Source organism: Terriglobus sp. RCC_193, from assembly GCF_041355105.1.
In the GTDB taxonomy this organism is placed as follows: Bacteria; Acidobacteriota; Terriglobia; order Terriglobales; family Acidobacteriaceae; genus Terriglobus.
Genome location: NZ_JBFUPK010000001.1, coordinates 540155 through 552212, shown reverse-complemented (window position 1 = coordinate 552212; position 12058 = coordinate 540155). Strand labels below are relative to the sequence as shown.

Here is a 12058-nt window from a genome sequence, read left to right as displayed (position 1 = left end):
CCTTACGGCTGCGACGCTGCCGCGGGTGGAACTCCCGGAACTTCAATTGCAAAATCCTCTGACTTCAACTGCAGTACAACACGCCCCACAGCGGGCAATGCCGCACGATGTTCTCCTTTGGTACTGTAACGGGCAAACAGCACCACCGCATCACTGCCGGTTGTACCAGGCACATGGATCACCGGAATCGCCTCACCCGGAACCCATTCCCACGAGTGAACCGTTATCTGTTTTCCCTTCATGCGCTGCAAGTCGGTCCTTTGCGCAAACCATTGTTGCGCACTGAGACCTGTCACCTGCGCCACAACCTTCTTACTCTCTACGGCCACTACATCGACAGCTATGGGAGAAGCATCATTCGCATCAGGGTCTATCGTCACCTGCAGAACGAGATCCTTCTGCGCCAACCCCACAGCACGGACTGGCTTCATGGCGACGGAACATCCCATCAGCGCCAGCAGAAACACGCCAGCCAGGAGAGACGCGACAACGCTCCGATACGACTGGTCTGCCATGCGCGGGAATGCCCTTTTGCCCTCTGACGATACGTTTCGGCTACGGGGGTGTCAATCAGGCCGCAATGCCTAACTGGATACCCTGCGGAACGTTGCGCGTTGCATTGTCCTCATCCGATGAAACAATCACCGGCAGAAGCGGTAGACGTACGCAGAAGGAGGCCCGGTCATGTTCACCATTCAGCAACTACTCTGGCTGGACCTCGGCCTGCTTGTCGTCTTATGCGTGTGCGTTGTCATGTTGATGCGCCGCGCATTGCAGCAGGGTCGCGCCAAACGCGCCTTAGAGAACAGCCTTGCCAGTGCGCAGGCCCCCATTACCGCGACACCTTACGTTACTTCGCGCAGCGTTCCATCTCCTGCTGCCAGCGCGTCCATGACGCACGCAGATGTCGCCGCTGTGTTTGCTCCAGCATATGCAGTGCCGGAAACAAGAAGGCCGCTGTGGTCGGACACGATACAGGTCGTCGAAGCCGATTCCTGGATAGACGACGTTCTCACGCCTGAGCAGCCCGCTATCTCCGAACCGTTCCTCTTCTCGCTGGAAGCTCCTGCAGAGGAGCCTGTCGTCGCCGAAGAAGAAGCCGCATCGCCGGAACTACCGCGCGAGCAAGTGGGTATCCTCTTCCTGGAAGACGATCAGGACATCGCCTCGCTGCGACTAGCGAAAGTTAGAGAGTTTGCACCGCGTGCAAAGACGGATGCTGTTGCAGAGGATAAAGAACACGTTGCTGCAGTCGAATTTATTGACGGCGTCTATGCTGATCCCATCGATGGGGTTCCCTTCACTGCCGGTGAAGAAGTGATCCCATGCGTTTGCGGCATGGCCTATCGCATGGATACCGCTGACTGGTTGCGCAGCGAAGCTAACGGTGAGTGCGTGCAGTGCCATCGCCTGCTTGCCGCCGAGAGTATCTTCATCCCCGAAGAGTCGCAGCAGACTTCCATGGCGCAGACCGCCTGATCCCCTTCAGCCTGCGATCTGTTCCGCTGTCCACATCGTCACAGGAACGCTCTCACGACCGAGGAACGCACCCGCCTCACCCGAATGTGGATCGATCACCACACCCACCTGCCATGGTTCACGGAAGTAAGCCCGCTGCGAGGCACTATCCGTATACGAGAAGAAGACGCCGAAGCCGGGATGGCTGTGATACCAGCCCACCATAGGCAGATCATCGTGCATGGTACTCCACGCCTGTTGCCATGAAGCCAATGTCATGTGCACCGAAGTGCGTGTTTCACTCGCCTTTTCCGTAGGCTCTGCTCGGAGCACAAGGGTCAGTGTTCTACCGCCTTCTGCCAATGCGCGGCCACGCAATATCCCCATGATTTCGTTTGAAGAAGAAGCAGCATGAGCCTGCATCTGCTGCATGGCATCTGCATGGACCACTACCGCAGAATCTGCTCCAGACTTCCAGCGTTGCAGGTCGTCAGATAGCAGCACCGCCTCCGCGGCGATCGTTTCCGGTTGCAGTGATTCCAATTCCTGCCAATCCATGTGAGTCCTCGCGCCCTACAGCACAAGCTCTGGAACAGGAAGACCGAAGAGCGCATCCAGCGGCAGCTCCCGGGTATGCTCACGCGCCCACGGAACAGCATCTTCATTCGCAACGCTGCGCCAGTTCATTCCTGTCGGATCAAACACAAGAATGGCACCAATACGTGACAGGATGCTATCCAGCTTCTCCGCCGGATTCCATAGACCAAGACATACCGTACCGTTCGGCCATACATGCGGATGCAACAGAGGCGAGCGCAAGGATGCGACTGGCGGAACCGCGGGATACTGTGCCGGCAGATAGACACGCACACGATGCTGCGATCCAAATACCGCCTCGCCATTCTCCATGCCGACAACACTGCGGCAACGGAAAACAAAGTGATAACTCTCCGGCGGGGTTCCTGTGTGCGTTTCCAGCGTTACTCGTCCACCCGACGCAACAAGAAAAGCCTGCACAGCTTCGTAATCACTTCGCAAACGGCGTTCACGCACAGAGCTCACCGCAAACCACCTTCCAGCAGCGGAAACAATTGAAGCTCTGCTCCATCCTGCACGCCAGCCAGCCCCAGTTCTTCCGACTCCAGCAACAAACAGTTCGTCTGCACATCGCGAAAGGCGAATGTAGTGACCGGCAACTGCCAGCGTTCAGCACATTGCGTCAGCAGTTCGCCAACCGTAGTGCTCGCGGGCAGACGAACTGCGGCACGGCGGCTGCGGTCATACATGGAGAGCGTGAGCGAGAGCATCTTTTCTCCTGTCTCGTTGCGGTCCAGACTCATACCAGTTCCACCCGTATCCTTTCGCTTTCGCCGGTCATGGTGGTTCGTGAAAGATCAAGCACGGACAATTGCGGTACTCCGAGTTCCATCAGCGTATGTCCCGCCAGCGCGTCTTCGCGCGCAATCGAGGATTGCATCTCTGGTGATCGCACCCTGCCGCAGCGGGGGCAGTGCATCTGCTTTCTGGTTATCTGATGCAGTGGCAACAAACATTCCTCTACGCAGCAATCAAGGCACTCCATGCACGTAACTACATCCCACGGCAACGAAAGCGCATCGGCTGCAAATGCATCCAGCAGTTGTGCAACGGTGACTTCCACGGGTGACCCTGCGAAACAATGCGTCACTGCGATCCGCTGATGCGTTTCGCACTGCGAAGAAACCGAAGCAGAAACCACAAACATGCCATAGGGTGCGGTCTGCAGACAGACTTTTTGTCCGGGCTGCAATGGCGCATGCGTCTTACCCGTTTCACGCAATAGCCACCGCACAGCTTCCTGCGCCTGCAATGCTCCGATGGAAGAAGCCATCATTGCAGTTGCCGCCATCGGCATGGAATCCATCTCCTCCTCACCCGTTCCCATGCGAAGGCAGGACTGCCTCTGTGCCACGCGTTCCCACATCCGCGCCGTCATGCCGCATTCAAAGCAGGCACCATCGTATGGATGAAACAAACTCACCTGGCCACCGGCAGCATCCATACCGCCATCCAGATACACCACACCGGCATCACGACACAATCTACCAAGGGCGAGGCGAGCCTCAATGTTGTCCATGCAGCCGAGCACCATGTCATAACCACGCAGCAAACCGGCCCCTACATCCACGCAGACATCCAGCGGCAACGCTCGTGTTTCGATCTCCGGTGAAATTTCCCGGAGCCGTTTTGGCACCACACGCGCCTTCATGCAATGCAAATCCTCGTCACGAAACAAAATGCAGCGCGACAGATTGCTGCTCTCCACCACATCAAAATCCATAACATCGACAAGACCGATACCACTGAGCGCGAGATTTTTGAGTACCTCATTACCAAGCGCGCCAGCCCCCACCACAAGCATCCGCGCCCCGGCCAGCACATCCTGTCGCCAGCCGGACAGCGTCTGCCTGCTGTATCGGTCCGCATGCGTCAGATGTGTTGTCGGATTCATACGCGTGAAGCCTTCTGCATTCCTTCGCCATACTTCCGCAGAAGGAGCTGGTATGCCACGTTGATGCGCTTCATCCGTTCTTCCGCTTCAGCACGAACCGACGGATGCGCTCTATCTGGATGATGCTTCAGAACCATGGCGCGATAGGCCGCTTGGATCGCGTTTCGATCCGCAGATGCTTCTATCCCAAGTTCCGCGCAACTTGCCGCAAATATGTCTGGCTGAGGGCGTTTTGCGGAAGAAAGCTCCGTCCATGCCCATGGGAGCGCATTCACAGCACCCTGCGGTTCGACCGGATCGAGTTCCCGCCAGTCCATGCGCATACATCACCCCATCTTCCATTGTGTAAAGACAGGAAAGCGCTGCGCAATAACCAGTTGGGTTCCCTGGCCTCACATCCGTTACCATAGTTGCGACATGTCTTCTTTTCCCATCGCGCAGCAGCAGAGCGCTCAGCCGGATACCGTGATTCTGCGTCCGGATGGGCCCCTCAACGTCAATGTTCTTCCCGAGTTCCACTCTGCAACGAAAGCTGTCACGGCAAAGCGCGTGATCGTGGACCTGAGCGGCATTCCGCATATGGATTCCGCCGGACTTGGCGCGTTCCTGACGCTACACGCAGCGCTGCAAAAGGAAAGCCGTACCCTGGCGCTCACATTGCCGACCAAGCGTGTCCAGATGCTGATTGCTCTTACGAAAGCAGATACCGTGCTGAAGCTATACCCCAGCGTCGAAGCTGCGGAACACGCATAGCCATCCTCATTTAACGGCTTGATGTCTCTGGCAATGGCCCGACATTGATCAGATCGATCGGCTGCAAGTCCAGCTTCCGGGCCGAGGATCCGGGCAGCAGCGTGAAGTCATACGCACCATGCAACCCTGCTGCCAACGCAGAACGAAACATACCGGCTGACGACGAAGCAACATGGTGACTCCCTATCGTGCAGGAACCTGTGCAAGTTCCAGGCGCACGTGTTTGATCGTGGTGCGATGCCAGGTATAGGTCATCTCCAGGGCCTTGTCGTTACCCTGAATGATCGCAGGATACGAATATTCCCCTTCGCTCTTTTCCAGTGTGGCAAAGATACGGAAATGCTCACCATCCGTGCTCACGGCGAGATTCAATGGGGACCGTCCGCGTGTTGTGTCGTTGAAGATCATCACCACACGTCCGTCTTTCAAAGCAACAACATCAAGACCGGAGTTGTTGTTGGGCAGATCCAGGTAATGAGGGGTGGACCACGACACACCTTCATCCATCGAATCGGACACGACGATACGCGACGCAAGCGTCTTCGAACGCGCGTAGAAACGCAGATGTTTGCCGCCCAGAGAAATTACTGACGGCTGAATGATGCCGGAGTAGGGGCGAGGCCCCTTGTCCTTGGCGCGCACTTCCGATGAGTCCAATGGTGGGTCAGGCCATGGTTTCGCGGCCGCATCTTCTTCCCGGCTTATGGTGAAAGGACCGATTCGCTTCCATGTGCTGCCGCCATCAGCACTCCGCTCAATGAATACCCGCCATCCATCCTTGCCTTCATTCGAAGAGCCACTGACGATCACACCGCTGGACAACACCAGTGGCTTCGCACGGATGGGACCAAGAATACCGTCCGGCAGACGCTCCTTTGCCGACCACGTCTTGCCTTCATCCGAGCTCACCATGCGCATCCCTGCCCACGTTTCCGGGCTGGGACCATATTTGTAGTAGAGCCAGAGCTTGCCATCGCGCGTATGAAACAGCACCGGGTTCCACGTCGGGATTCCCTGATCACCATTCTTTTCGCGTGCCACTTCAACCGGTGCGGACCATACGCCTTTGTGTTTGCGCGCGGTATAAATGGCGACGTCCGGTGCGCGCTCCGCCTGGCCGCCAAACCAGGCGGCCAGCAGATCGCCATTTTTCAAAGCCACAATCGTCGACGCGTGGCATTGCGGAGTCACCGTTGCGGGTGCATAGATGAACTCGCCCACAGGCGCCACGCCAGGATCATTGGCATGGGAAGGGATCCACTGCGCCCCCGCAGTTCCTGCCCAAACTACACATGCTGCCACCAGCATTCGCATCCCGCATCGGTACATGAAAATCCACTCCCCTACATTTCGCAACAATTCGCTACGAGTCTTCGCAGTGGCATCCAGCATACCCGTCGAAGTCTCCGCGATGAGACACGGACGCAGTGGAGCGTTCGGAATGTTGTACTGACAGCTTCCCCTGAAAAGCCTATTTCCACCCTCCACCTAAAGCCGCATAAAGATTCACAAGTGAACCAGCTTCTTGCGCCTCTGCTTGTGCCAGCTTCAATTGGGCGTCGTACAGATCCGTATCCGTCGTGAGTACTTCAAGGTAGCTTGTATTTCCTCCCGAATAACGAAGACGTGCAAGACGAACAGCATCGGCTGCGGAGATGACCACTTGATGCTGCTCTTCCCGGAGGTTCTGCGTTTCTCGATACGTCACGAGAGAATTGGATACGTCCCTGAATGCATTAAGAATAGATTTCTGATAACTCGCCAGCATCTCCTGCTGCTGTGCCTGGGAATACTTATAGTTGCTTGTGATGCGTCCGCCGGCAAAGATTGGTTGCGTGAGTGAACCGGCGGCATACCAGTAAGCATTTTTGCCGTCGAAGATACTCTGTAGCTGATTACTTGCAGAACCGCCCATGCTCGTAAGCGAGATTTGCGGGAAGAACTGCGCCTTTGCGATACCGATACGGGCATTGGCCGCCATCAGCTCTGCTTCGGCTTTGCGAACATCGGGTCGACGCTCCAGTAGTTCCGACGGCAGTCCCGCAGGCACAGATGCGGGATGTGGCTGCTCCGTTACACTCAACCCCCTCTGTACCCCCTGAGGATTGTGACCGAGCAGTACACTGATGGCATTCTCCTGGATTACTATCTGCCGCCTGATTTCCGGCAAATTCGCTTGTGCGGTATGAAGAAGCTCCTCTGCCTGTCGTGTGTCCGCACGCGAACCCGCTCCGTATCGTTCCAGCGACTGTGTGAGATGAAGCGAGTCTTCTCTCGCTTTGATCGTATTTTGTGTAATCTCCAACTGCGAATCGAGGCTGCGCAGTTGGAAGTACGCCGTAGCGATCTCCTCAATCAGGGACGCACGCGTTGCGCGTTGAGCCCATTCCGTTTGCAGAAGCTCCGCTCGCGCAGCCTCCGTCTGTCGGCGATAAAGCCCCCAGAAGTCTAGGTTCCATGCAGCGGAGGCGCTGAATCCGCCTCCACGAATGAAATCGTTGGATGTACCATCTGCATTCTTATTCGCAAGTCCAGCTGGTAATTGAAGTGCGCTGAAGCTTCCGCCAGCGCCGACACTGGGCAGTTGCTGCGACCGAATGATGCCCACTTGAGCTTGCGCCTCAAGAATTCGTTGCGCCGCAATTCTCAGGTCAAGATTGTTCTTCAGCGCTTCATCAACGAGGCTTTGCAACACCGGATCAGTAAAGATCGTGCGCCAGTCCTGCTCTGCAATAGACGTTTCGCTAACAATCGCAGGCGCCATCGCTCCACGGTATGCCTGAGGCGTAACCACGGCAGGGCGCGCATAGTTCGGCCCCACCTTGCAACCGGCAACGAGGAGTACAAGAAAGGCTGCAACCGCAGCTCGTCCCGCACGATGAAGCAAATGATTTGGATTAGCGGACTTCCACATGTTGCCCCTCACTAAGTACATCGCTCGGACTTGAAACGAGCGATTCACTGCCGTTCAATCCAGCTAATACTTCAACCTCTTTACCCATATCTTTTCCGATTGTGACTGGGACGAAATGGAGATTATGCTGCGAGGTGACCGTGACAACATGCATACCGGCACCGTCCACCACAAGTGAGCTGGTAGGAATGACAAGCGATGCATGCTGCTGCGATAGCGTGAAGTGAACCTGCGCATACATACCCGGCAGCAACGACGCATCGCCGTTCGCCACCTGCACCTCCGTTCGCATCGTTCTTGCGGCGTCGTTCAGTGCGGATGCATTGCGTGTAACGGTTCCGCTGTAATTGCGACCGAGACGTTCACTTACCTGGATAACAGCACTCTGTCCGTCACGGATGTTGACCGCTTCCGACTGCGGCACGTCGACATAGACTCGCAATGTGTCACTTTGCGCGATGCTGAAAAGTGGCTTCCCACCAGCAGGAGCCGTTGCACTTACCAGGTCGCCACGTTCAATGTTGCGCTGTGTAATCACACCGTCAAACGGAGCGACAATATGTTCGAAGCCCTGCATCTGTTGCAGCCTTGCAACGTTTGCCTGGTTTGCAACTACGGCTGCCTCAGCGGCTGCAATGTTCGCATTTGCGGCCGCTACATCAGCCACACGGGCGTTGTGCGTCTGCACCGCTGAATCGACAATCTGTTGCGAGATGGCATGTTGCTCTCCAAGAGGAAGATCGCGTTCTTTCGTAATGCGCGCAAGTTCGGCATTCGCTTTCGCCTGCTCCAGTGCAGCCCGCGACTGCAGCAATGCAGCCTGTGATTGAGCAAGGGTTGCCTTCGCCTGGCTCAGTTGCTGATCGATCTCTGGTGAGGAAATGACAGCAAGAACCTGGCCTGCTCGCACCTTTGTTCCGATGTCTACATTGCGGCGTTCCACGTAGCCATCCACGCGGGCAAAGAGATTGGCCGTATAGAGAGGCTCGACGTTGCCTGGCAGGATGAGTTGTGAAGTAGGCTCGCCCTTCTGCGCATGGATGACCGTGACGACCGGGTGCATTACCGGAGCATCATTGGTGGCCGCCAGTGCTTCACGATAACTCGCGATCCTGGGTACGGCGCCAACAGCGACCAGGGCAATTGCAATAACGGTCCCTAGTCCTACTGCCTTTATGCGGCTTCCCTTTTGTGTCTGAACGCGGTCGCGGGTCTGGTTTTCCTGTGTAATCATGCGGCCTCCTGAGTGGTGTTTCTTCCGTGAATCAACGTGAACATCAAAGGAACAAAGAAGAGAGTTGCGAAGGTTGCCATGCTGAGTCCGCCGATAACAGCGCGGGCCAACGGTGCATTCTGTTCGCCGCCCTCACCCATTCCAAGGGCCATCGGCAACATGCCGATGATCATGGCGCAGGCCGTCATAATGATTGGCCTTAGACGCGTGAAACCTGCCGTTACAGCAGCCTGTAAAGGCGACTCACCGTTGGCTCGTAGTTCGTTTGCAAACGTGACAAGCAGGATTGAGTTAGCCGTAGCGACACCAATCGACATAATGGCGCCCATCAGTGATGGAACATTAAAGGTTGTCTGAGTAAGGAACAGCGCCCACACGATGCCGCAGAAGGCACCTGGCAGAGCGCAGATAATGATGAACGGATCGAGCCAGCTCTGGTAGTTAACAACCATCAACAGATACACCAGCAGCGCTGCAAACGTGAGGCCGACACCAAGACGCGTGAATGCCTCATTCATGCTCTCCACCTGGCCACGAACAACAATCTTTGTTCCCGGCGGCAGATTCGCACTCTCCTGCTTCACAATGCGATTCACCTTCGCAGCCACAGAACCAAGGTCGCTGTTCTGGGTATTCGCGTAGATGTCATAGACCGGTGCGCCATTGTGGTGATTGATCACGACAGGCATAACAGCGGGGCGAAGCGTTGCCATGTTACCCAACACCTCCGTCCGATTGGCCATCGTGCGCATAGGGATCGGTGTATTCTGCAGGGCGTTAATGGAGTCAATGCTGTATTGCGGTGTCTGTGCGGCGACCGTGTAGGTGATTCCCATCTTCGGATCGAGCCAGAAATTTGGCTGTACTGCGGCGCTCGAACTTAGCGAAACATATAGGCTGTTCGCCACATCCTGCTGCGTCAATCCAAACTGTGCTGCACGAACACGGTCGATATCAAGATGCAGATCCGGCGCATCGACCACCTGATGCATATGCACATCAACAGCACCAGGCACGGTTGCCAATTGCTCACGCAGACGCTTGGCAATGCCGTAATTCGCAGGATCGTATCCCTGTATCTGGATGTCAATCGGCGCAGGCAAACCAAAGTTCAGGATCTGCGTCACCATGTCCGCAGGCTGGAAGAAGAACGTCTCATCAGGGAACTTCTTTGGAAGCTCTGCACGAAGCTGCTTGATGTATCCCTGCGTGGAATGGTGCTTTTCATTCAATGCGATGAGAACTTCACCATCTGCACTGCTGATCGTGGAGCCATCGCCAAATGCGTAGTTAAACGTCTCCGGCGTAAGTCCGATGTTATCCATCACCAGCTCTGTTTCATCGGCCGGAATCGTTTTGCGAATTTCATCCTCAACTTGACTGAAGATGACCTTCGTCTTCTCGATTCGCGTTCCGGGGTGCGTGCGAATGTGCAACTTAATCTGCCCCGCATCCACACTGGGGAAGAAGTCGCGTCCGATGAACGGCAGTAAAACGAAGGCTGAAAGCATCACAGCAACCGATGCAAAAAGTGCCTTCCGACGATGAGCAAGGAATGCTTCCAGCGCCGCGGTGTAACGATGCTGCAGCCGCTCATACCACTGGTTGAAGCGTTCGTTGATGCGGCGGAAGAACGACGGAGCACCAGCATTGTCCGCAGGCTGCGTAGAGTGCCCCTCGAAATTGTGCTCCGCCCCAAGGAGAAAGTTCACCAGGACCGGCACCAGCGTGCGAGAGAGCACATAGGAAGCCAACATGGCGAAGACGACTGCAAGCGCCATCGGAGTAAATAGGAACTTTGCAGGCCCCGTCAGGAAGACGACAGAGACAAACACGATGCAGATCGTAAGCGTCGAAACCAGTGTAGGTGTTGCAATCTCCGATGCGCCGATAAGAACTGCGTCGCGAAGAGATTGTCCGTGCATGTGACGATGAATGTTTTCGATGGTTACGGTCGCGTCATCCACGAGGATGCCAATCGCGAGCGCAAGACCGCCAAGGGTCATCGTATTCATCGTTTCCCCAAGCGCGCTGAGGACAATGATGGAACTCAGAATCGATAATGGAATTGAGATAGCAATGATTAAGGTGCTACGCCAGCTCCCAAGAAAGAGCAGGATCATCAGCGCCGTAAGAGAAGCAGCGATCAGACCTTCGCGCAGGACTCCAACAATGGATGCCTTCACAAAGATGGATTGGTCGAAGAGTTCAGTAATCTTCAATCCCTTGGGCGCTGCAGCACGCGATGCAGGCAGCACATCATCCTTGATCTGCTTCACGATATCCAGTGTGGATACCGATCCCGTTTTCATAATGGTGAGAAGCGCCGCAGGCTTTCCATTAGCTCTTGCAACGTTCTGCTGCACGGACCAGCCATCTCGTACATGAGCAACGTCTCGCATGTACACCATCGCGCCGTTCACCTGCTTAATGGGAACATCGTTCAGAGACAATGCATCAACGGGACTGGAGTTGGTACTAACGGTGTACTCGGTGTTTTCGACCTTCGCCGTACCCGAAGGAAGCGTAACGTTCTGCGCGTTAATGGCATTGGTCACATCAATCGGAGTAAGACCTTTTGCCAGAAGCGCATTTTGATCGAGATCGACCATGATCTGGCGTGCAACACCGCCATAGGGTGTAGGCAGAAGCGTTCCCGGAACCTTCGTCAATTGCTGACGGACACGGAACAGACCATAGTCATAAATCTCTGACTCTGAAAGAGTGTCACTTGAGAGCGATAACTGAATGATAGGTACCGTGGATGCGCTGAAGCGAAGAATCCAAGGTGGATTTACACCCTGTGGCATACGGAAGCGGATGGAATTTACTGCAGCACCCACTTGTGACATGGCAGCATCAATACGTACCTGGGGCTGGAACGAAATCTTGATGACAGACGCGCCATTGGTGGTTTGCGAATCAATCGACTTCACATCATTGACCACCGCCATTACGAACTCGCTGAAGGTCGTAATGCGCTGCTCCATCTCCTTGGCCGGCAAGCCAGAGTAGGACCAGATGACCGTTACCTGCGGAATATCAATGTTGGGGAAGATGTCCGTCGGTGTCGTCGCAATCGAAGAGAACCCAAGAACAAGGATGAGAATCGAAGCTACAATAAACGTGTAAGGCTTATTGAGCGCAAGACGGACTATCCACATAACGACGTCTCCATAAACGCGACGTTTTTAGATTTTGACTACTT

12 protein-coding genes are annotated in these 12058 nt (G+C 55.4%); 2 read left to right on the top strand and 10 right to left on the bottom strand.

Annotated features, from left to right (window positions below; translation table 11 throughout):
• Positions 1–2: 2 nt before the first annotated feature.
• Entirely contained in the window at positions 3–515 is a 513-nt protein-coding gene (locus AB6729_RS02265) for a hypothetical protein (protein ID WP_371079929.1), read from the bottom strand.
• Positions 516–684: 169 nt separating this feature from the next.
• Here AB6729_RS02265 and AB6729_RS02260 point away from each other — a divergent pair, with 169 nt between their 5' ends.
• The gene (locus tag AB6729_RS02260; protein WP_371079928.1) at positions 685–1479 is read left to right on the top strand and encodes a hypothetical protein; all 795 of its coding nucleotides are present in this window, start codon (positions 685–687) and stop codon (positions 1477–1479) included.
• Between the two features lie 6 nt (positions 1480–1485).
• Here the strand turns inward: AB6729_RS02260 and AB6729_RS02255 are convergent, their stop codons facing one another.
• From AB6729_RS02255 to AB6729_RS02235, 5 genes are read right to left on the bottom strand one after another with little or no spacing between them, the layout of a single operon-like run.
• Positions 1486–2016, bottom strand: a complete 531-nt coding sequence (locus AB6729_RS02255) for a Mov34/MPN/PAD-1 family protein (protein WP_371079927.1) — start codon at positions 2014–2016, stop codon at positions 1486–1488.
• A 15-nt stretch (positions 2017–2031) separates the two neighbouring features.
• Positions 2032–2520 carry a ubiquitin-conjugating enzyme E2 gene (locus tag AB6729_RS02250; RefSeq protein WP_371079926.1) on the bottom strand — a complete coding sequence of 163 codons (489 nt, stop codon included), beginning with the start codon at positions 2518–2520 and terminating at the stop codon, positions 2032–2034.
• Positions 2517–2798: a hypothetical protein gene (locus tag AB6729_RS02245; RefSeq protein WP_371079925.1), complete on the bottom strand. Its 282-nt coding sequence runs from the start codon at positions 2796–2798 to the stop codon at positions 2517–2519. Before AB6729_RS02245 ends, AB6729_RS02250 begins: the two co-directional genes overlap by 4 nt.
• Positions 2795–3949: a ThiF family adenylyltransferase gene (locus tag AB6729_RS02240; protein WP_371079924.1), complete on the bottom strand. Its 1155-nt coding sequence runs from the start codon at positions 3947–3949 to the stop codon at positions 2795–2797. The genes AB6729_RS02245 and AB6729_RS02240 overlap by 4 nt, the downstream gene beginning before the upstream one ends.
• Positions 3946–4266 (bottom strand): J domain-containing protein, encoded by a 321-nt coding sequence (locus tag AB6729_RS02235; protein WP_371081180.1) that lies wholly within the window; start codon positions 4264–4266, stop codon positions 3946–3948. The genes AB6729_RS02240 and AB6729_RS02235 overlap by 4 nt, the downstream gene beginning before the upstream one ends.
• 100 nt (positions 4267–4366) lie before the next feature.
• Here AB6729_RS02235 and AB6729_RS02230 point away from each other — a divergent pair, with 100 nt between their 5' ends.
• On the top strand, positions 4367–4702 hold the full coding sequence (locus AB6729_RS02230) for an STAS domain-containing protein (RefSeq protein WP_371079923.1): 336 nt from the start codon (positions 4367–4369) through the stop codon (positions 4700–4702).
• A 183-nt stretch (positions 4703–4885) separates the two neighbouring features.
• Here the strand turns inward: AB6729_RS02230 and AB6729_RS02225 are convergent, their stop codons facing one another.
• The 4 genes from AB6729_RS02225 to AB6729_RS02210 form a co-directional block, all read right to left on the bottom strand.
• The gene (locus tag AB6729_RS02225; protein ID WP_371079922.1) at positions 4886–6004 is read right to left on the bottom strand and encodes an exo-alpha-sialidase; all 1119 of its coding nucleotides are present in this window, start codon (positions 6002–6004) and stop codon (positions 4886–4888) included.
• Positions 6005–6173: 169 nt separating this feature from the next.
• Entirely contained in the window at positions 6174–7616 is a 1443-nt protein-coding gene (locus AB6729_RS02220; RefSeq protein ID WP_371079921.1) for an efflux transporter outer membrane subunit, read from the bottom strand.
• On the bottom strand, positions 7600–8850 hold the full coding sequence (locus tag AB6729_RS02215) for an efflux RND transporter periplasmic adaptor subunit (protein ID WP_371079920.1): 1251 nt from the start codon (positions 8848–8850) through the stop codon (positions 7600–7602). The genes AB6729_RS02220 and AB6729_RS02215 overlap by 17 nt, the downstream gene beginning before the upstream one ends.
• Complete coding sequence (locus AB6729_RS02210; RefSeq protein ID WP_371079919.1) at positions 8847–12014, bottom strand: efflux RND transporter permease subunit; 3168 nt, start codon at positions 12012–12014, stop codon at positions 8847–8849. The genes AB6729_RS02215 and AB6729_RS02210 overlap by 4 nt, the downstream gene beginning before the upstream one ends.
• Between the last annotated feature and the right edge of the window lie 44 nt (positions 12015–12058).

Excerpts from the sequence above, each read along its gene's own strand:
- AB6729_RS02265 (WP_371079929.1), bottom strand. The coding sequence starts at position 515 with ATGGCAGACCAGTCGTATCGGAGCGTTGTCGCGTCTCTCCTGGCTGGC.
- AB6729_RS02260 (WP_371079928.1), top strand. The coding sequence starts at position 685 with ATGTTCACCATTCAGCAACTACTCTGGCTGGACCTCGGCCTGCTTGTC.
- AB6729_RS02255 (WP_371079927.1), bottom strand. The coding sequence starts at position 2,016 with ATGGATTGGCAGGAATTGGAATCACTGCAACCGGAAACGATCGCCGCG.
- AB6729_RS02245 (WP_371079925.1), bottom strand. The coding sequence starts at position 2,798 with ATGAGTCTGGACCGCAACGAGACAGGAGAAAAGATGCTCTCGCTCACG.
- AB6729_RS02240 (WP_371079924.1), bottom strand. The coding sequence starts at position 3,949 with ATGAATCCGACAACACATCTGACGCATGCGGACCGATACAGCAGGCAG.
- AB6729_RS02235 (WP_371081180.1), bottom strand. The coding sequence starts at position 4,266 with ATGGACTGGCGGGAACTCGATCCGGTCGAACCGCAGGGTGCTGTGAAT.
- AB6729_RS02230 (WP_371079923.1), top strand. The coding sequence starts at position 4,367 with ATGTCTTCTTTTCCCATCGCGCAGCAGCAGAGCGCTCAGCCGGATACC.
- AB6729_RS02220 (WP_371079921.1), bottom strand. The coding sequence starts at position 7,616 with ATGTGGAAGTCCGCTAATCCAAATCATTTGCTTCATCGTGCGGGACGA.
- AB6729_RS02215 (WP_371079920.1), bottom strand. The coding sequence starts at position 8,850 with ATGATTACACAGGAAAACCAGACCCGCGACCGCGTTCAGACACAAAAG.
- AB6729_RS02210 (WP_371079919.1), bottom strand. The coding sequence starts at position 12,014 with ATGTGGATAGTCCGTCTTGCGCTCAATAAGCCTTACACGTTTATTGTA.